This is a genomic window from Enterobacter cloacae complex sp. ECL352, from assembly GCF_020149545.1.
Taxonomy (GTDB): Bacteria; Pseudomonadota; Gammaproteobacteria; order Enterobacterales; family Enterobacteriaceae; genus Enterobacter; species Enterobacter asburiae_B.
Window position 1 is genome coordinate 2,068,234 of record NZ_CP083709.1, and the last position, 19,121, is coordinate 2,087,354.

Genomic DNA, 19,121 nt, shown 5'->3' on the forward strand with positions numbered 1-19,121 from the left:
TATGCTACATTTGTTTGCCGGCCTGGATTTACATACCGGGCTTTTATTATTGCTTGCTCTGGTTTTTGTACTGTTTTACGAAGCGATCAACGGCTTCCACGACACTGCAAACGCAGTAGCGACGGTTATCTACACTCGCGCAATGCGATCGCAGCTTGCGGTTGTTATGGCGGCGGTATTTAACTTTTTTGGTGTTCTCCTGGGCGGACTGAGCGTTGCGTATGCCATCGTGCATATGCTGCCAACGGATCTGCTGCTTAACGTTAGTTCTGGCCATGGCCTCGCTATGGTGTTCTCAATGCTGCTTGCTGCAATTATCTGGAACCTCGGTACCTGGTATTTTGGCCTGCCTGCATCCAGTTCTCACACCCTCATCGGCGCGATTATCGGTATCGGGTTAACCAACGCCCTGATGACCGGGACATCGGTTGTTGATGCGCTGAACCTGCCTAAAGTATTGGGCATTTTCGGCTCCCTGATCATCTCCCCTATCGTGGGTCTGGTAGTCGCGGGGGGATTGATTTTCATCCTGCGTCGCTACTGGAGTAACACGAAAAAACGTGCGCGTATCCACCTGACGCCAGCAGAGCGTGAGAAGAAAGACGGCAAGAAAAAGCCGCCGTTCTGGACGCGTATCGCCCTGATCATTTCTGCTATCGGCGTGGCCTTCTCTCACGGCGCGAACGACGGGCAGAAAGGCATTGGTCTGGTGATGCTGGTTCTGATCGGCGTCGCACCGGCAGGCTTCGTGGTGAACATGAACGCCTCGGGTTACGAAATCACCCGTACCCGCGATGCGGTCAACAACGTTGAAACCTATTTCCAGCAGCATCCTGACCTGCTGAAAAAAGCGACCGGCGTTGATCAATTGATCCCTTCTCCGGAAGCCGGTGCAACCACCGCGCCTGGCGAGTTCCACTGCCATCCGGCAAACGCGATTAACGCGCTGGAACGTGCGAAAGGCATGCTGGGCGATATCGAAAGCTACGACAAACTGGCTGTAGAACAGCGTGGTCAGCTGCGTCGTATCATGCTCTGTATCTCTGATGTGACCGATAAAGTCGCGAAGCTGCCAGAGGTGAATGGTGACGACAAACGTCTGCTGAAGAAACTGAAAAGCGATATGCTCAACACCATTGAGTACGCGCCAATCTGGATCATCATGGCCGTCGCGCTGGCGCTTGGTATCGGTACGATGATTGGCTGGCGTCGTGTGGCGACCACCATCGGCGAGAAGATCGGTAAGAAAGGCATGACCTATGCGCAGGGTATGTCCGCGCAGATGACGGCGGCAGTGTCTATCGGTCTGGCGAGCTACACCGGTATGCCGGTATCCACCACCCACGTACTCTCTTCATCCGTGGCAGGTACCATGATTGTTGACGGTGGCGGTCTACAGCGCAAAACCGTGACCAACATTCTGATGGCCTGGGTGTTCACCCTTCCGGCGTCCATCCTGCTGTCTGGCGGTTTGTACTGGATTTCGCTGAAGCTGATTTAATCGGTTGAAGGCGACAAAAAAGCGGGTCAGGAAGCTGACCCGCTTTTTTTATGCTCAGTGCCAAATCATCAATGCAATCATACTGACTACGACCAGCCCGCACAGGGCGCTGGTCAAAATGAACTGACGACGCAGGCGCTCGCAGCGACGAATAAACTCTTCATCGTGATGATCGCGGTAGCGCTGGTAGTAGATGTACCCCACCAGACGCATCTGCTTGCTGGGCTGTCCATGCGAGGTGAAGAACCCTCCACCGTCCACATACTGATAAAGCAACGGATCGCAACCACGAAGTACCACTAACAGCGCACGTAACGATGAGAAGTAGCGCGCCATATTCACTATGCAAACCACGCATAACGCCCAAAACAATGCGACGGTGCTAATCATACATCCTCCCCGGCGTCCGCCCACGAAGCAAGGCTCCTGAGCTACCGCACCCCAATGCCCTGACAGACAGTTCAGTGAAAGAATGACCAAAATCGATCCGGTTCGCGTTTTAATATCCGAACGGCTCATTTAACAGTGTAGGAGATCCGTTAATTTTTTTGCCACAAGGTTAATCGTTATCAACACCAAAGCTTGAAAAATATGTTTAACTGGGCCGTAATGAAAGTATCAGACGACGGCATTCTCACTTAGTCATCGATAACTTAAGGAAGGAGTAACACTATGGCTTACAAACACATTCTCATCGCGGTTGACCTCTCTCCGGAGAGCAAAGTGCTGGTTGATAAAGCGGTATCCATGGCACGTCCCTACAACGCGAAAGTTTCGCTGATTCACGTTGACGTGAATTACTCCGACCTCTACACCGGTCTGATCGACGTGAATCTTGGCGATATGCAGAAACGCATCTCCGAAGAGACTCACCATGCCCTGAGCGAACTCTCCACCAACGCGGGCTATCCGATTACCGAAACCCTGAGCGGCAGCGGCGACCTGGGCCAGGTGCTGGTTGATGCGATTAAGAAATACGATATGGACCTGGTGGTTTGCGGTCATCATCAGGACTTCTGGAGCAAACTGATGTCTTCAGCGCGCCAGCTGATTAACACCGTTCACGTGGATATGCTGATTGTTCCACTGCGTGACGAAGAAGACGAGTAAGTGCGTTAAACTCCCCTCACCCTAACCCTCTCCCAAAGGGAGAGGGGATAGATCGAGGACACAGGCCGGGTAAGGCAAAGCCGCCACCCGGCTTTTTTTATTCCGGCGTCCCCGGATAAATATCAAACCGGTGCCCTTTGGTGGTCACCGCGTTAGTGGTCGCAACGTCCGCCAGCGGCGGTGCATAGTCCGGGCGCTTTACCACCACCCGCTTCGTGGCAAGCTGACGAGCCGGCTCCAGCAGGCCATCGGCATCCAAATCCGGCCCCACCAGCGACTGAAACACCCGCATCTCTTTCTTCACCAGCGCGCTTTTCTGCTTATGCGGGAACATAGGGTCGAGGTAGACCACCTGCGGGCGCGGGGTGATGTCCGTTAATGCCGTCAGGCTGGAGGCGTGGATCAGCTGCAAACGATCCTGCAGCCAGGGGCCGATTTCCGGGTCCGCGTAGCCTCGCGCCAGCCCGTCGTCGAGCAGCGCAGCGACCACCGGGTTACGCTCCAGCATCCGCACGCGACAGCCGACGGACGCCAGCACAAACGCATCGCGACCCAGTCCCGCCGTGGCATCGACCACGTCCGGGAGGTAGCTCCCTTTGATGCCGACCGCTTTGGCCACCGCTTCGCCGCGACCGCCGCCGAACTTGCGCCGGTGCGCCATCGCGCCGCCGACAAAATCGACGAAAATCCCGCCGAGCTTCGGTTCGTCGCGCTTGCGTAATTCGAGATGTTCCGGCGTCATCACCAGCGCCATCAGATTTTCTTCATCGTGCTCCAGCCCCCAGCGGGCCGCCAGAACAGATAAGGCGCCGTCTCCGGCGCCTGTTTCATCTACTAAGCAGATCTTCACGTAACAATCAGCCTTTGATCCCGTAATGCTCAAGCATCGCGTCCAGCTGCGGCTCGCGGCCGCGGAAGCGTTTGAACAGCACCATTGGCTCTTCAGACCCGCCGCGGGTCAGGATGTTATCGAGGAACGACTGGCCGGTTTCGCGGTTGAAGATCCCCTCTTCTTCGAAGCGGGAGAAGGCATCTGCCGCCAGCACGTCGGCCCACAGGTAGCTGTAGTAGCCCGCCGCGTAGCCGCCGGCGAAGATGTGGCTGAAGGCATGCGGGAAGCGGCCCCAGGTTGGCCCTGGAATAACGGCAACCTGCTTTTTAATCTCGGCCAGGGTCTCAAGGATTTTCGCACCCTGCTCCGGGCTAAACTCGGCGTGAAGGCGGAAATCGAACAGGCCGAACTCCAGCTGGCGCAGAATGAACATCGCCGCCTGGTAGTTTTTCGCCGCCAGCATTTTATCCAGCAGCTCTTTCGGCAGCGGCTCGCCGGTCTCGTAGTGGCCGGAGATAAACGCCAGCGCGTCCGGCTCCCAGCACCAGTTTTCCATAAACTGGCTTGGCAGCTCGACCGCATCCCACGGCACGCCGCTGATACCGGCTACGCCTGCGGTTTCGATACGGGTCAGCATGTGGTGCAGACCATGACCGAACTCGTGGAAAAGGGTGATCACTTCGTCGTGGGTGAACAGCGCCGGTTTGCCGCTTACCGGACGGTTGAAGTTACAGGTCAGGTAGGCGACCGGCTTCTGCAGAGAACCGTCGGCTTTACGCATCTGGCCTACGCAGTCGTCCATCCACGCCCCGCCGCGCTTGTTCTCACGCGCGTAGAGATCGAGGTAGAAGCTGCCGCGCAGCTCGTTTTTCTCGTCATACAGCTCGAAGAAGCGCACGTCCGGGTGCCAGACGTCGATATCGGTACGCTCTTTGGCGGTGATGCCATAGATGCGCTTTACCACTTCGAACAGGCCGTTAACGGCTTTGTTTTCCGGGAAGTACGGGCGCAGCTGCTCATCGCTAATGCTGTAAAGATGCTGCTTCTGTTTTTCGCTGTAGTACGCGATATCCCACGGCTGCAGCTCGTCCACGCCGAACTCGGCTTTCGCGAAGGCGCGCAGCTGGGCCAGCTCTTTCTCACCCTGCGGACGGGCGCGTTTCGCCAGATCGGTCAGGAAGTCGAGCACCTGCTGCGGGTTCTCCGCCATTTTGGTGGCGAGGGATTTATCGGCGTAGTTTTCGAAGCCCAGCAGCTGCGCCAGCTCGTGACGCAGGGCGAGGATTTCCGCCATTACCGGGCTGTTGTCCCACTTACCGGCATTCGGCCCCTGATCGGAGGCGCGGGTGCTGTACGCGCGGTACATCTCTTCGCGCAGGGCCTGGTTGTCGCAGTAGGTCATCACCGGCAGATAGCTCGGGATATCCAGCGTCAACAGGAAGCCTTCCTGCTCTTTCGCTTCGGCCTGGGCTTTTGCCGCCGCCAGCGCGCTTTCCGGCATACCGGCCAGCTCAGCTTCGTCGGTAATCAGCTTCGTCCAGCCCATGGTGGCGTCGAGCACGTTGTTGCTGTACTGGTTGCCCAGCTCGGACAGACGCGCGGCAATTTCGCCGTAGCGGGTCTGCTTCTCTTTTGGCAGGCCAATCCCGGACAGCTCAAAATCACGCAGGGCGTTATCGACCGATTTTTTCTGCGCCGTGTTCAGTTCGGCATAGTGGTCGCCGTCGCGCAGGTCGCGGTAGGCTTTGTACAGCCCTTCGTGCTGCCCGACCCAGGTGCTGTACTCAGAGAGCAGCGGCAGGGTCTGCTCGTAGGCTTCGCGCAGTTCCGGGCTGTTTTTTACCGAGTTCAGGTGGCTCACCGGGGAGAAGATACGCCCCAGCACGTCGTCCACTTCGGCCAGCGGCTGACACAGATTTTCCCAGGTGTACGGCGCGCCCTGCGCTACCACGCTTTCTACCGCCGCGCGGCAGTTGTCCAGCGATTGCGTAACGGCTGGAACAACATGCTCAGGGAGGATTTTAGAAAACGGCGGCAACGAAAAAGGCGTCAGTAATGGATTGGTCATAAACGCTGTCCTGTTGAAATAGGTGAATGAAGCGCGCATCCGGCGCTGTGCATATGAGATCTAGAATGGGGTTAAGTGTAGAGGATTTCAATGCCGGACGTTGCGCTTTCGCGGCGGTGGAAACTTTTCTGTATACTGTGGCGATACGCTCTATTTTTGCCCGATGGCGTTACGCTTATCGGGCCTACGTTTACTACCTGGAACACATTCATCCATGCTCAGTTATCGCCACAGCTTCCACGCAGGCAACCACGCCGACGTCCTTAAACACACCGTTCAGAGCCTGATCATCGAATCGCTCAAAGAGAAAGAGAAGCCGTTTCTCTATCTGGACACGCACGCGGGCGCGGGCCGTTATCAGCTGAGCGGCGAGCATGCCGAGCGTACCGGTGAATATCTGGAAGGGATTGCCCGCATCTGGCAGCAGGACGATCTGCCTGCCGAGCTGGAGCCTTACATCGGCGTAGTGAATCACTTCAACCGCAACGGCCAGCTACGCTACTACCCTGGCTCACCGCTGATTGCACGCCAGCTGCTGCGCGAGCAGGACAGCCTCCAGCTGACCGAACTGCATCCGAGCGACTTCCCGCTGCTGCGTTCCGAATTCCAGAAAGACAGCCGCGCCCGCGTGGAAAAAGCCGACGGTTACCAGCAGCTGAAGGCCAAACTGCCGCCGGTTTCCCGTCGTGGCCTGGTGCTGATCGACCCGCCGTACGAAATCAAAACCGACTATCAGGCGGTGGTAACCGGCATCCACGAAGGCTACAAACGCTTTGCTACCGGCACCTATGCCCTGTGGTACCCGGTGGTGCTGCGCGCGCAGATCAAACGCATGATCAAAGACCTGGAAGCGACCGGCATCCGCAAGATCCTGCAGATCGAGCTGGCGGTACGCCCTGACAGCGATCAGCGCGGCATGACCGCCTCCGGCATGATTGTGATCAACCCGCCGTGGAAGCTCGAAGCGCAGATGAACAACGTGCTGCCGTGGCTGCATAAAACGCTGGTCCCCGCCGGTACAGGCCACGCCACCGTCAGTTGGATCGTGCCGGAGTAATCGCAGTCATCGGTGGAAACTATTGATTTCAGGTATACAATCGCGGCAATTCACGATTAAGGACAAAAGCAATGACTAAGCATTATGACTACATCGCAATCGGCGGCGGCAGCGGCGGCATCGCCTCCATCAACCGTGCGGCCATGTACGGCCAGAAGTGCGCGCTGATTGAAGCCAAAGCGCTGGGCGGCACCTGCGTGAACGTGGGTTGTGTACCGAAGAAAGTGATGTGGCATGCGGCGCAGATCCGTGAAGCTATCCATATGTATGGCCCGGACTACGGCTTTGACACCACCATCAACCGCTTCGACTGGGACAAACTGATCGCCAGCCGTACCGCCTACATCGACCGTATTCACACCTCGTACGACAACGTGCTGGGTAAAAATAACGTCGATGTTATCCACGGTTTCGCCCGCTTTGTGGACGCGAAAACGATCGAAGTGAACGGCGAGACGATCACCGCCGATCACATCCTGATCGCCACCGGCGGTCGTCCGAGCCACCCGAACATCCCGGGCGTGGAATACGGCATCGACTCCGACGGTTTCTTCGAGCTGCCTGCCCTGCCAAAACGCGTTGCCGTTGTTGGCGCGGGCTATATCGCGGTGGAACTGGCTGGCGTGATTAACGGCCTGGGCGCGGAAGCGCACCTGTTCGTACGTAAACACGCGCCGCTGCGCAGCTTTGACCCGCTGATTGTCGATACGCTGGTTGAAGTGATGAACACCGAAGGCCCGACCCTGCACACCAACGCCGTGCCAAAAGCGGTGGTGAAAAACGCGGATGGTAGCCTGACGCTTGAGCTGGAAGATGGCCGCAGCCAGACCGTCGATTGCCTGATCTGGGCGATTGGCCGTGAACCTGCGAACGATAACTTCAACCTGGGCGTGACGGGCGTGAAAACCGACGAAAAAGGCTATATCGTCGTCGATAAATTCCAGAACACCAGCGTACCGGGCATTTATGCGGTCGGCGATAACACCGGCGCGGTTGAGCTGACGCCGGTCGCCGTTGCGGCGGGCCGTCGTCTCTCCGAGCGCCTGTTCAACAACAAGCCGGACGAGCATCTGGACTACAGCAACATCCCAACCGTGGTCTTCAGCCACCCGCCAATCGGCACCGTCGGCTTAACCGAGCCGCAGGCGCGCGAGCAGTACGGCGACGACCAGGTGAAAGTGTATAAATCGGCATTTACCGCGATGTACACCGCCGTCACCTCTCACCGTCAGCCGTGCCGCATGAAGCTGGTCTGCGTAGGTCCGGAAGAGAAGATTGTCGGTATCCACGGCATCGGTTTCGGCATGGACGAGATCCTGCAGGGCTTCGCCGTGGCGCTGAAGATGGGCGCAACCAAGAAAGACTTCGACAACACGGTGGCCATCCACCCTACGGCCGCGGAAGAGTTTGTGACCATGCGTTAATCCTGATGCCCCTCTCCGGAGGGGCATTTTTTTAACATTCATAAATCGTTGCAAAACGAATGCTCCGAAAATAGTGATCTACCGCACATATCCCTCCCCATCTACCGAAGCGAATGTCTACGCTTATAAGACGCCCGGATAAACCTGTCTTTTGAACACACAACCGGAGGTCCCTATCACCATGTTCAACCAGAAACTACAGGCTACCGAGAACATCGAGTTCGAGATTGCAGAAGATCTGCGCTACGAGACCGATCCCTGCGAGTTGAAACTGGATGAAATGATTGAGGCGGAGCCGGAACCCGAAATGATCGAGGGGCTACCCGCCTCCGATGCGTTGACGCCCGCAGACCGCTATCTTGAACTGTTCGAGCATGTGCAGTCGACGCGGCTGTTTGCGGACAGTAAAACCTTCCCCGACTGCGCGCCGAAGATGGATCCGCTGGATATCCTGATCCGCTACCGCAAGGTCAGACGCCACCGGGATTTCGACCTGCGCCAGTTTGTGGAGAACCACTTCTGGATGCCTGAAACGTACGGCACAGAATATGTCTCCGACCCGGGACTCTCCCTGAAAGAGCATATTGATAACCTGTGGCCGGTGCTGACGCGCGAGCCGCAGGATCATATTCCCTGGTCTTCCCTGCTGGCCCTGCCGCAGGCCTATATCGTCCCCGGCGGGCGATTCAGCGAGACCTACTACTGGGATTCCTATTTCTCCATGCTGGGGCTGGCGGAGAGCGGCCGTAACGATCTGCTCAAATGTATGGCGGACAACTTCGCCTGGCTGATTGAACGCTACGGGCATATCCCCAACGGCAACCGCACCTATTACCTCAGCCGCTCACAGCCGCCGGTCTTTGCCCTGATGGTGGAGCTGTTCGAGGAGGACGGCGTGCGCGGTGCGAAACGCTATCTGGATCACCTCAAAATGGAATACGCCTTCTGGATGGACGGCGCGGAGTCGCTGCTGCTTAACCAGGCTTACCGCAGTGCTGTGCGCATGCCGGACGGTTCACTGCTCAACCGCTACTGGGACGACCGTGATACCCCGCGCGACGAATCGTGGATTGAGGACGTGGAAACCGCGCGCCACTCGGGTCGTCCGCCCAATGAGGTATATCGCGACCTGCGCGCGGGTGCGGCGTCCGGCTGGGATTATTCGTCCCGCTGGCTGCGCGATCCGTCGCGGCTCGCCAGCATCCGCACGACGCAGTTTATCCCCATCGATCTGAATGCCTTCCTGTTCAAGCTGGAAAGCGCTATCGCCAACATCTCCGCGTCGAAAGGGGATAAAGAGACGGCAGAGGCGTTCCGCCAGAAAGCCAACGATCGCCGCGCGGCGGTGAACCGCTATCTGTGGGACGAGGAGAGCGGCTGCTACCGCGATTACGACTGGCGACGCGAAGAGCTGGCGCTGTTTTCTGCCGCCAGCATTGTGCCGCTATATGTTGGAATGGCGACGCACGAGCAGGCAGAACGTTTGTCGGATGCGGTCAAGGCGCGTCTGCTGACGCCGGGCGGAATTCTGGCGACCGAGTACGAAACCGGCGAGCAGTGGGATAAACCCAACGGCTGGGCGCCGCTGCAGTGGATGGCGATTCAGGGGTTCAAGCAGTACGGCAACGACTCGCTGGGCGATGAGATCGCCTGGAGCTGGCTGCATACGGTGAACCATTTTTATAAGACGCATCACAAGCTGATTGAGAAGTACCACATCGCCAGCAGCACGCCGCGCGAAGGTGGCGGGGGTGAGTATCCGCTGCAGGACGGTTTCGGCTGGACGAACGGCGTGGTGCGGCGGCTGATTGGGTTGTATGGGGAGCCTTAAGCGGGGTGCGGTCTGGTGCCCTCACCCCTCACCCTAACCCTCTCCCCAGAGGGGAGAGGGGACTGCACGGTGCGCTCTTCATCTCCCTCGCCCCTATGGGGAGAGGGCTGGGGTGAGGGGAAAAATTTTAGCGAATCACCTCATAAATGGCAGTCTGAATAGACTGCCATTTTTTCGTGGTGGCATCCGGCTGCGACTGCGCGCGCCGTGTGGCCATGTCGAGATCGTGCTGCTGGCGTTTCACCACGGCAGGTACGGTGCAGAAAGCTTTGAGATACTCTTTACGAACCGAGGTCAGAGACTCGCCGTTCGACATGGCGTGGCTGAGCGTGTTGATGAAGCGACGGCACGGCTTCTCTTCCACCATGTTCTGGCGGTAGCGTAACATCAGCTCCAGCACATCGTCATAGCCTGCCGACATCGCCTCTTCGGTCCAGGACAGCTTCCAGTCCATACCGCCCTGCAAAAATAGCAGGGTTACGCGGGTATCGTTGCGGTTAATGGCCGAGCGGAAATTATTCTCGTCCCAGGTGACCCCCATGCGCGTGAGCGTTTCGCGCGAAGAAGGCGTCTCGCGCATTTCCTGCGGAGGAGCCGCTTCAGCCGCGCTGGCGGTTGCAGGCTGCGGTTTGCTGCTGGTCACCAGCCAGAAGCCCCCTGCCACGATGGCAATCACCATGACGCCAACCGCCCCCCATAGCGCACCGGAAATGAGCTGCTCGCGTTGTTCAGGGGTACGCGGCGCGCGCTGGGTCGGCTTTTCAATGGTGTCACGGACTTCAAACAGATCCCCCCCAGTGACCCGATCCATTTTCTGCGCCTTTTCCCAGAAGGTATGCAATTCGCTGGCATCTACCGCCATGAATCCGGCCGGATTGACGCGCGTTCTCCCCTCTTCAAACGCGCGCTGAACGGGCCGCGCGATCTGCGCGTAGTAGCTATCCAGCAGCTGAATTTGCGCCGAGCTTAGCGTTTTCTGAACGGTGATGCTGTTGCGGATTTGCCGGATGTCATCGAGGAAGGTTTGCAGCGTTTTGCGCGGTTCTACCAGCAGCGTCAGCATGGACGGGTCGCTGAACAGCGAAGCGTAATAGCGGCTGAACTCTTTTTTATCCACCAGCATCTGCGCCAGTTCACTGAACATCATGCCGCTGAGGACATCGTTGATCTCGCCAAGCTTCAGCCAGCGCCGTACGCGGTCAGCGTTAAACAGGGTCTTTAGATGGTTGTTCAGCCGCACCTGATCGGGCCAGGCCTGCTGGATGAGCCCTTTAATCATCAGCTCAATCGCGCGTACCTGCTTGTGCGCCTGCTGCTGCTGGAGTTCGCTTCCCGGTGCCAGGTCGGTGCTGTAGGTCAACAGCGGCTGCTGCAGGCGAAGATGTTCCAGCGCGGTCACAAACCGCATCGCCGCAATAAGCTGGTTTTCACTCACATCCTGTCCGCTTTCATACTGCGGAACGCGCTGCTGCAGCAGGCGCAGCTGGAGCGTAAATTCCGACATCTCGGCATCATTGAGGTTGAGTTTTTTCGCAACGGCTCCCCAGCCGCCCAGAGCTAATCGCGCGCTGTCGAGTTGTTCCAGAAACCAGCGTGGATCTTTTCCCTCAGAAGCATGTACATTCAGAAGGAGTAAAATTTCAACCGACGCATGGCGAATGACCGCCAGACAGTGTTCAAACTGTTCGCGAATATGATGTGATGTGCTGAGAGTCATTGTTTTCCTTAAGCGACAACGAAGACATCCGGAATGGGCACGAAATGCCCTTTATTCTTTTTATTTATACGCGGTTAACCATACCTGACTTTCTGTTGAAATAAAGTGACAACCCTAAAATGATTTAAAATGTTTCAGGAGAATCTGAATGCCGGTTTTAATTACCTCTCGCCTGACCTGTTCGCCCCTGCAGGAGCAAGACTGGCCCTTTTTTCTGGCGCTACAGCAGCACCAGGACGTGATGCGCTTTGTGGCGGAAGGCCGCCCCGTCGCGGCGATCCGCGAGGCGTTTGATTCGCGCCTGGCCCCATGGGCACCGGGCAGCGCGCACTGGCTTTGTCTCGTCGTGCGTGACATCGCCTCACAGGCCCCGCTGGGTGTTACCGGGTATATTCATCGGGAGGAAGACTGCGCCGAAGTGGGCTTCCTTTTCGCACCCGAGGCGCAGGGGAAAGGTTACGGCTTTGAATCCCTGAAAGCGCTTTGCGATTACGCTTTTCATCAGGGCGGTATACGGCGACTCACCGCCACCGTCACCGCGGGAAATGTCGCGTCAAGACGCCTGCTGGAAAAAGCCCGCTTTCGTCTGGAAGGTGAATTACGCGAGAGCTATTACCTTGCGGGGCGCTGGCAAAATGACTGGCTATTTGGTTTATTACAGCAGGAATACCTGAATAATAATTCCTGACCAACCGCTTTTTAGCAGATATTTCCCGGACGTCGTTTCCTCTTCAGTGTCGCTATTAAGAGGAAACGAATATCAAACGTCATTCGCTGAAAATATTTTCTGCCGCCATTGCGTTAATAAATAATCATCAGGGTCTTTCTCTTGAGAAATATCGTGATGAAAAGGGGTTATCGGCTATGGCTGCCTGCGTTCTTTATCACTGTCAGTATGCAGACACATCCATACTAAGGGTTTCATTAAGGGGTTCCTTCCCCTTAAGCCCGTGCATCACAGGAACATACCGCCTGATACTTCAATACGTTGCGCATTCATCCAGCCCAATTTATCGCTGAGCAGTGCCGCAATGGCATCGCCAATATCGTCCGGCAGCCCCACCCGGCCCAGCGCCGTCTGCGAGGCCAGAAGCTGATTCAGCTCCGCGTTGTCGCGCACGCGTCCGCCGCCAAAGTCGGTTTCAATCGCGCCCGGCGCAATGATATTGACGGAAATTCCGCGCGCGCCCAGCTCTTTCGCCTGATAACGCGTCAGCACTTCCATCGCCCCCTTCATGGCCGCGTAGGTCCCAGAGCCCGGCTGGGTAAAACGGGCCAGCCCGCTTGAGACGTTGAGGATACGCCCCCCGTCGTTAAGCAGCGGCAGCAGGCGCTGGGTCAGGAAGAAAGGTCCTTTGAAATGAATGTTCAGCGCTTCATCAAACTGGGCTTCCGTCGTGTCGGCATAGGGCGCATATAAACCCGTTCCGGCATTGTTCAATAAATAGTCAAAGGTTTCGCGCTGCCAGGCGGTCTTAAGGGTTTCCTGAAGCTGTCGGGCAAAATGATCAAAACTCGTGATATCCCCGACGTTGAGCTGTAATGCCGCTGCGTTGACGCCTTTTTCCTGAATTTCATGCACAACATCCAGCGCTTCCTGCTGGCTACGATTGTATGTCAGGACAATTCCCGTTCCGTCTGCCGCCAGCTTTAACGCAGCGTTTTTACCCAGACCACGGCTACCACCCGTCACTAATGCGATACGTTCACTCATCATAAACCTCGTTTTGGCTGTTAAGGAGATTGAGAAAGAGCTTATTAGGTGATAGAAAATCAATAAAGATGGGTTAAAACGCTTCACTGTTTCAACAGAAACAACAATGAGCTTCCTCTATGGATAAAATTCACGCAATGCAGTTGTTCGTCCGCGTCGCGGAACTGGAGAGTTTTTCCCGCGCGGCCGAAACATTAACCCTGCCGAAAGGCAGCGTCTCGCGGCAAATTCAGGCCCTGGAAAACCGGCTTGGCACCCAGCTATTGCACCGCACCACGCGCCGCGTCAGCCTGACGCAGGACGGCATGGTCTATTACGAACGGGCAAAAGATCTGCTGGCAAACCTTGATGAACTCGACGGTATGTTTCAGCACGATCCCTCCAGCATCAGCGGTCGGCTCCGCGTGGATATGCCCGTCGGCGTTGCTCGAAATTTAGTCATCCCCAAACTGCCTGCTTTTCTGCAGCACTATCCGGGCATTGAACTGGAGCTCAGCAGCAGCGATCGTCTGGTGGATGTGATCCGCGAAGGGTTTGATTGCGTGGTGCGCGTCGGCACATTGAAGGATTCAGGGCTGATTGCCCGTCCGCTGGGCAAGCTGTCGGTGATTAACTGCGCCAGCCCGGATTATCTGGCGCGATTTGGCTACCCGGAAACGCTCGACGATTTAGGCTCGCACGCCGTCATCCACTACGCCGCGATGCTGGGAACCCGCCCGCAGGGCTTTGAGTTTTATAATGGCAGTACGACGCAGTGGATAAAAACGGGCGGGGTGTTAACCGTCAACAGCACGGAAACTTACCAGGCTGCCTGTCTCGCCGGGCTGGGCATTATTCAGGTTCCGCGGGTTGGGGTGCGCGATTTACTGCGCGCGAAGAAACTGATTGAGATCCTCCCGCAATACCGGGCCGAACCGATGCCTGTCTCCCTGATTTACCCTCACCGCCGCAACCTCTCCCGCCGGGTCCATCTGTTCATGGAGTGGCTTACCGAACTCACAAAAGCTTACGTGGACTAGCCGCAAGCTATAATTCAAAAACACATCCAGCTCAACGAAAAGGAAAATGCGCGTGACGCCGGAAAACAACCCGCAACGACCCACCCAACATTTAGAGTATGAGCCCATCAAAAAGATGGAAACCGAGCCTGAAGCGCCCGCAACGCCGGGAACAGCCAGCAAAGCGCTGGGTACGGTTACCAGCATGGCAGAAAAGATCCAGCAGCTTCCCATGATTGCGCACCTGATACGCGCCACAGAACGGTTTAATGACCGCATGGGGAACCAGTTTGGTGCCGCCATCACCTATTTTTCCTTCCTGTCGATGATTCCCATCCTGATGGTGTCGTTTGCGGCAGCCGGTTTTGTGCTCGCGTCGCACCCGACGCTGCTGCAGGATATCTTCAGTAAGATCCTGAATAACGTCAGTGACCCAACCCTTGCCAGCACGCTCAAGAGCACCATCAATACCGCCGTTCAGCAGCGTACCACCGTCGGCATCGTCGGTTTGCTGATTGCCCTTTACTCCGGCGTTAACTGGATGGGCAACCTGCGCGAGGCCATTCGCGCCCAGTCGCGCGACGTCTGGGAGCGTAAGCCGCAGGACCAGGAGAAAATCTGGGTGAAGTATCTCCGCGATTTTGTTTCGCTGATTGGCCTGCTCGTCGCGCTGATCGTGACGCTTTCCATTACCTCCGTGGCGGGCTCGGCGCAGCAGATGATCATCTCCGCGCTCTATCTTGATTACATCGAATGGCTCAAGCCCGCCTGGCGCGGCATTGGGCTGGCCATTTCCATCTTCGCCAACTACCTGCTGTTCTTCTGGATCTTCTGGCGCTTGCCCCGCCATCGTCCGCGCAAGAAGGCGCTGATCCGCGGCACGTTGATTGCGGCGATCGGCTTTGAGGTGATCAAAATCGTGATGACCTACACGCTGCCGTCGCTGGTGAAATCCCCTTCCGGCGCGGCGTTTGGCTCGGTGCTGGGACTGATGGCCTTCTTCTACTTCTTCGCCCGCCTGACCCTGTTCTGCGCGGCATGGATTGCCACCGCCGAGTACAAAGGCGACACGCGAATGCCCGGTAAAACGCACCACTAGCCCCGCTCTCGGGCTGAAATTTCAGCCCGATTCATCATTTCAGCATATAAATCCAGTCCGTAACTTTTATTTAACTGAAAACCAGTTTAATTGACTGATATTTAAAATCTGTGAAGCATTTCATAGACGCGTTTTCGCTGGCCTGAAAATTATCCGCTTTTTGTTGCTTTTATCACCAGCACGCGGCTTTGTTACAGATTGAAATGTCGCTTTTGCTGTGCGTAATATGGCCTTTCGTTCGACAAAAATAAGAAAATATTATGCAAGCAACAGCCACCACACTCGACTCAGGAACGGAAAACGTTCCGGTAAACTCGCGCAATAAAGTTGTCGTCGCCTCGCTGATTGGCACCGCCATTGAGTTCTTCGACTTTTATATTTATGCCACCGCCGCGGTCATCGTCTTCCCGCATATTTTCTTCCCTCAGGGCGATCCGACGGCGGCCACGCTGCAGTCTCTGGCGACCTTTGCCATCGCGTTTGTTGCGCGTCCGATTGGCTCTGCGCTGTTTGGACACTTTGGCGATCGCATTGGCCGAAAAGTCACCCTGGTGGCCTCGCTGCTGACGATGGGCATCTCCACCGTAGCCATCGGTCTCCTGCCGACCTATGAAACCATCGGCATTCTGGCGCCGGTCCTGCTGGCGCTGGCGCGTTTCGGTCAGGGTCTGGGGCTGGGCGGTGAATGGGGCGGCGCGGCGCTGCTGGCCACCGAGAACGCCCCGGCGCGCAAGCGCGCGCTGTACGGTTCATTTCCGCAGCTGGGCGCGCCGATTGGCTTCTTCTTTGCCAACGGGACGTTCCTGCTGCTCTCCTGGCTGCTGACGGATGAACAGTTCATGAGCTGGGGCTGGCGTCTCCCGTTTATCTTCTCAGCCGTGCTGGTGCTGATTGGGCTGTATGTGCGTGTTTCGCTGCATGAGACTCCTGTTTTTGCGAAAGTGGCCGCAGCGAACAAGCAGGTGAAAGTGCCGCTGGGTACGCTGCTGACCAAACACGTCCGCGTGACCGTGCTGGGCACGTTCATCATGCTGGCAACCTATACGCTGTTCTACATCATGACCGTCTACTCCATGACGTTCAGTACCGCCGCCGCGCCGGTTGGGCTGGGGCTGCCGCGTAACGAAGTGCTGTGGATGCTGATGATGGCGGTGATCGGGTTTGGCGTGATGGTACCGATTGCGGGCCTGCTGGCGGATAAATTTGGTCGTCGTGCGAGCATGATTACGATCACCACGCTGATTATTCTGTTCGCGCTGTTCGTCTTCCCGCCGCTGCTGGGTTCAGGTAGCCCGGCGCTGGTGATGGCCTATCTGCTGATTGGCCTGAGCCTGATGGGGCTGACCTTCGGCCCGATGGGCGCGCTGCTGCCTGAGCTGTTCCCGACGGAAGTGCGTTATACCGGCGCGTCGTTCTCCTACAACGTTGCCTCTATTCTGGGCGCGTCCGTTGCGCCGTATATCGCCACCTGGCTGCAGGCGAACTATGGTCTGTTCTATGTGGGCGTCTATCTGGCGGCCATGGCGGCGCTGACGCTGATTGCGCTGCTGCTGACTCACGAGACGAAGCATCAGGCTCTGTAATTCACTGCGGCCTGATGCCCTCACCCCGCCCCTCTCCCACAGGGAGAGGGAGAAAGTCCCGTAGGCCGGGTAAGCGCAGCGCCACCCGGCAAAAACAGGCCGCACCTTACTTCTTCATCTGCGACAAAATAGTCCGGCACTGATTGGCCTCGCCTTCTGACGGCGAAATCAACGCCAGCAGCGCTGCGGCCGGGGTGACCAGCGTCGCCAGGGCCGCAGCCACCGCACCGCGCGCAATCAGCGGTCCGGGCTTCACGCCCGCCTGCGGGTTTTTGAAGGTCCCGCGCACGTAAAGCGGCGAGCGCAGAGTGATGATGCGGATCCCCTTACTTTCCGGGTCAATCGTCAAATCAAGCTGCTCCGAGGCCATGCTGGCGGTCCCGGTCACGTTAATCACCGCGTTTTCCGTGTCGAAGGCAAATATCTGCGGGCGCGCCACGCCGTTAACCAGATCCAGATTGGCCGCCGCGCAGTTCACCCGCACCTCGTCATCACCGAAGATTTGCCCGATGACGTAGTTACCGACGTTCAGCCCCAGGATCTCCATCAGGTTTCGGCTCACCAGCCCGTCGTTCATCAGCAGCTTCAGGTTACCATTGCCGCTGCCCAGCAGCGCCGCCACCGAGTTCCCCACACCGCGAATGTCGGCATCACCGTTCATTTCACCGAGGGTTTTCTGCATCAGCTCTACGTTCGGCATAAGCTCTTTCAGCTTCAATCGACGCGCCTGGATCTCCGCCCGTCCCTGCATCGGCTTCTTATCGCCTTCCAGATGAATGTTCGAGGAAATTGTCCCGCCCGCCATGCCGAACTTCAGCGGCTGCAGGCGCAGGTCGGCATTTTTGAGGAGAATATGGGTCGAAAGATTGCTGATCGGCAGCGTACTGCCATGTTCAATTTTTCCGCCTTTGAAGCGCACATCCGCATCCATCACGTTCCATTTGTCTGTTTCGAAACGATCGTATGGCAGCACTTTGCCCGCAGGCTGAACATCCTTTTTGACCTCTTTCGACCTGGTACCTTTACCCGAGTCCACGCCAATCAGCGGACCAAGATCGGCCAGACGCAGCTGACGGGACTCAACATCCCCTTCCAGTTTCGGGCGCGGTTTTCCGGTGGTGTAGGTCAGCGTGCCGTGGATGTCGCTGTCGCCGATACGGCCGTTGAAGTCCCGGTAGTCAAAAACGGACGATTTTTCGGTATCGATTTTGGCAACCAGATGCCCGTCCGTTTCGAACGGCGGGGTATCCGGCAGCAGCACGCCGGTCAGTTCATACAGTTCGCCCAGCGAATCGCCGGCAAATTTAAGCTGAAGATCGACGCCCCCCATATTCATCGGGTCGTTGACCGTGCCAACGAACGCCACGCGGGTGTTACCGGAACGGAAGTCCGCCTGCACCGGGAACGGCGTGCCTTCGCTCCGCAGCGCCAGCATGCCGCCTATTTTCCCTTTACCGCTGAGAGGCCGATCGTTGTAGCGTCCTTTTGCCGTCAGGCCGAAGACATAGTCACCCACGCTTGCCGCGTCGCCTTTTGCTTTCGTGCCCGTGACCTCGCTAAACGGCAGCGGTTTGCCCAGCGGATCGACGAGGATCTCCACATCCGCCTTGCTGACCTTATCGTCGATGGCGATCCGTCCGCGATCGAAAAGAATATTGTCGAGACGGAATGACCAGGAGGAAGGCCGGGCATTCGGATCTTTTTCGCTGTCGCTGGCAAGGTTAAACGTCCAGTTGTTGTTTTTTTCTGAGAGTCGGATCAGGCGCGCATTGGGCTGCTGAAGTTTGATCCACGGCAGATAGACCGTTTTGGTGAGGAGCGCCAGCGGAGCCAGCGTGGCCTCAACGCGCGGCAGGTGGATCATGGTGACGTCCGGGATATCCGGCGGGTTGCCGAGAATGATGTCGTCGGCATGGACGTGTGGCCAGGGGATCCAGCTGCGCCAGCCGGGCTCCTCTTTCTGACGCTCCCACACCACCCCTAAATCACCGCGTATGGCGAAGGGGCGGTTCAGTTCGGTTGAGACTTTCTGGTTGATGGTCGGCTTGAGACGGTTCCAGTCAAACGTCGCAATAATGATGGCGACGACCACGATCAACAACAAGAAAATCCCTGCTGTCCAGGAGATTACCCTGGTTGTTCTCGTCATTTTTATCCCCTTTCCTGATGACCTGTCCTGTAAAACTA

At 57.2% G+C, this 19,121-nt stretch carries 15 protein-coding genes and 1 pseudogene; 10 read left to right on the forward strand and 6 right to left on the reverse strand.

The window, feature by feature from the left end:
* The first annotated feature begins 1 nt into the window (after position 1).
* A complete protein-coding gene (gene pitA / locus LBF07_RS10190) occupies positions 2–1,501 on the forward strand; it encodes an inorganic phosphate transporter PitA (RefSeq protein WP_023309552.1) in 1,500 nt (499 codons plus the stop codon).
* A 54-nt stretch (positions 1,502–1,555) separates the two neighbouring features.
* Here pitA and uspB read toward each other — a convergent pair whose 3' ends face one another.
* The gene (uspB, locus tag LBF07_RS10195; protein WP_003861224.1) at positions 1,556–1,891 is read right to left on the reverse strand and encodes a universal stress protein UspB; all 336 of its coding nucleotides are present in this window, start codon (positions 1,889–1,891) and stop codon (positions 1,556–1,558) included.
* A gap of 282 nt (positions 1,892–2,173) precedes the next feature.
* On the opposite strand from uspB, the gene uspA reads away from it, so the two are divergent.
* Positions 2,174–2,611: a universal stress protein UspA gene (gene uspA / locus LBF07_RS10200; protein ID WP_003861223.1), complete on the forward strand. Its 438-nt coding sequence runs from the start codon at positions 2,174–2,176 to the stop codon at positions 2,609–2,611.
* A 97-nt stretch (positions 2,612–2,708) separates the two neighbouring features.
* Here the strand turns inward: uspA and rsmJ are convergent, their stop codons facing one another.
* Together rsmJ and prlC are read right to left on the reverse strand one after the other, a co-directional pair.
* The gene (gene rsmJ, locus LBF07_RS10205) at positions 2,709–3,461 is read right to left on the reverse strand and encodes a 16S rRNA (guanine(1516)-N(2))-methyltransferase RsmJ (protein WP_033146861.1); all 753 of its coding nucleotides are present in this window, start codon (positions 3,459–3,461) and stop codon (positions 2,709–2,711) included.
* 7 nt (positions 3,462–3,468) lie between these two features.
* Positions 3,469–5,511, reverse strand: a complete 2,043-nt coding sequence (prlC, locus tag LBF07_RS10210; RefSeq protein ID WP_064673676.1) for an oligopeptidase A — start codon at positions 5,509–5,511, stop codon at positions 3,469–3,471.
* Positions 5,512–5,725: 214 nt separating this feature from the next.
* Between prlC and LBF07_RS10215 the strand changes: the two genes are divergently transcribed.
* The 3 genes from LBF07_RS10215 (at position 5,726) to LBF07_RS10225 (ending at position 9,823) form a co-directional block, all read left to right on the forward strand.
* Positions 5,726–6,568 (forward strand): 23S rRNA (adenine(2030)-N(6))-methyltransferase RlmJ, encoded by an 843-nt coding sequence (locus tag LBF07_RS10215; RefSeq protein ID WP_032640380.1) that lies wholly within the window; start codon positions 5,726–5,728, stop codon positions 6,566–6,568.
* A gap of 71 nt (positions 6,569–6,639) precedes the next feature.
* Positions 6,640–7,992 carry a glutathione-disulfide reductase gene (gene gorA, locus LBF07_RS10220; protein ID WP_033146863.1) on the forward strand — a complete coding sequence of 451 codons (1,353 nt, stop codon included), beginning with the start codon at positions 6,640–6,642 and terminating at the stop codon, positions 7,990–7,992.
* Between the two features lie 181 nt (positions 7,993–8,173).
* A complete protein-coding gene (locus tag LBF07_RS10225; RefSeq protein WP_094934862.1) occupies positions 8,174–9,823 on the forward strand; it encodes an alpha,alpha-trehalase in 1,650 nt (549 codons plus the stop codon).
* A 127-nt stretch (positions 9,824–9,950) separates the two neighbouring features.
* Here the strand turns inward: LBF07_RS10225 and LBF07_RS10230 are convergent, their stop codons facing one another.
* Complete coding sequence (locus LBF07_RS10230; RefSeq protein ID WP_094934861.1) at positions 9,951–11,540, reverse strand: STY4199 family HEPN domain-containing protein; 1,590 nt, start codon at positions 11,538–11,540, stop codon at positions 9,951–9,953.
* A 148-nt stretch (positions 11,541–11,688) separates the two neighbouring features.
* On the opposite strand from LBF07_RS10230, the gene LBF07_RS10235 reads away from it, so the two are divergent.
* Both LBF07_RS10235 and LBF07_RS24720 read left to right on the forward strand, forming a co-directional pair.
* The gene (locus LBF07_RS10235) at positions 11,689–12,228 is read left to right on the forward strand and encodes a GNAT family N-acetyltransferase (RefSeq protein ID WP_094934860.1); all 540 of its coding nucleotides are present in this window, start codon (positions 11,689–11,691) and stop codon (positions 12,226–12,228) included.
* A 71-nt stretch (positions 12,229–12,299) separates the two neighbouring features.
* Positions 12,300–12,398: pseudogene (locus tag LBF07_RS24720) on the forward strand (lysozyme); the annotation flags it as partial.
* 97 nt (positions 12,399–12,495) lie between these two features.
* On the opposite strand, the gene LBF07_RS10240 reads toward LBF07_RS24720, so the two are convergent.
* Positions 12,496–13,254 (reverse strand): SDR family NAD(P)-dependent oxidoreductase, encoded by a 759-nt coding sequence (locus LBF07_RS10240; protein WP_094934859.1) that lies wholly within the window; start codon positions 13,252–13,254, stop codon positions 12,496–12,498.
* Positions 13,255–13,373: 119 nt separating this feature from the next.
* Here LBF07_RS10240 and LBF07_RS10245 point away from each other — a divergent pair, with 119 nt between their 5' ends.
* From LBF07_RS10245 to LBF07_RS10255, 3 genes are all read left to right on the forward strand, one after another.
* Complete coding sequence (locus LBF07_RS10245) at positions 13,374–14,273, forward strand: LysR family transcriptional regulator (protein WP_048976957.1); 900 nt, start codon at positions 13,374–13,376, stop codon at positions 14,271–14,273.
* A gap of 52 nt (positions 14,274–14,325) precedes the next feature.
* On the forward strand, positions 14,326–15,351 hold the full coding sequence (gene yhjD / locus LBF07_RS10250; RefSeq protein ID WP_094934899.1) for an inner membrane protein YhjD: 1,026 nt from the start codon (positions 14,326–14,328) through the stop codon (positions 15,349–15,351).
* Positions 15,352–15,611: 260 nt separating this feature from the next.
* The gene (locus LBF07_RS10255) at positions 15,612–16,934 is read left to right on the forward strand and encodes an MFS transporter (protein ID WP_023309582.1); all 1,323 of its coding nucleotides are present in this window, start codon (positions 15,612–15,614) and stop codon (positions 16,932–16,934) included.
* Positions 16,935–17,040: 106 nt separating this feature from the next.
* Here the strand turns inward: LBF07_RS10255 and LBF07_RS10260 are convergent, their stop codons facing one another.
* A complete protein-coding gene (locus LBF07_RS10260) occupies positions 17,041–19,083 on the reverse strand; it encodes an AsmA family protein (protein ID WP_094934858.1) in 2,043 nt (680 codons plus the stop codon).
* Positions 19,084–19,121 lie beyond the last annotated feature (38 nt).

Bases quoted from the DNA above. Each gene is read 5' to 3' on its own strand.
- LBF07_RS10235 (WP_094934860.1), top strand. From the start codon at position 11,689: ATGCCGGTTTTAATTACCTCTCGCCTGACCTGTTCGCCCCTGCAGGAG.
- LBF07_RS10225 (WP_094934862.1), top strand. From the start codon at position 8,174: ATGTTCAACCAGAAACTACAGGCTACCGAGAACATCGAGTTCGAGATT.
- LBF07_RS10230 (WP_094934861.1), bottom strand. From the start codon at position 11,540: ATGACTCTCAGCACATCACATCATATTCGCGAACAGTTTGAACACTGT.
- LBF07_RS10245 (WP_048976957.1), top strand. From the start codon at position 13,374: ATGGATAAAATTCACGCAATGCAGTTGTTCGTCCGCGTCGCGGAACTG.
- LBF07_RS10260 (WP_094934858.1), bottom strand. From the start codon at position 19,083: ATGACGAGAACAACCAGGGTAATCTCCTGGACAGCAGGGATTTTCTTG.
- LBF07_RS10215 (WP_032640380.1), top strand. From the start codon at position 5,726: ATGCTCAGTTATCGCCACAGCTTCCACGCAGGCAACCACGCCGACGTC.
- pitA (WP_023309552.1), top strand. From the start codon at position 2: ATGCTACATTTGTTTGCCGGCCTGGATTTACATACCGGGCTTTTATTA.
- LBF07_RS10240 (WP_094934859.1), bottom strand. From the start codon at position 13,254: ATGAGTGAACGTATCGCATTAGTGACGGGTGGTAGCCGTGGTCTGGGT.
- prlC (WP_064673676.1), bottom strand. From the start codon at position 5,511: ATGACCAATCCATTACTGACGCCTTTTTCGTTGCCGCCGTTTTCTAAA.
- uspA (WP_003861223.1), top strand. From the start codon at position 2,174: ATGGCTTACAAACACATTCTCATCGCGGTTGACCTCTCTCCGGAGAGC.
- uspB (WP_003861224.1), bottom strand. From the start codon at position 1,891: ATGATTAGCACCGTCGCATTGTTTTGGGCGTTATGCGTGGTTTGCATA.
- gorA (WP_033146863.1), top strand. From the start codon at position 6,640: ATGACTAAGCATTATGACTACATCGCAATCGGCGGCGGCAGCGGCGGC.
- LBF07_RS10255 (WP_023309582.1), top strand. From the start codon at position 15,612: ATGCAAGCAACAGCCACCACACTCGACTCAGGAACGGAAAACGTTCCG.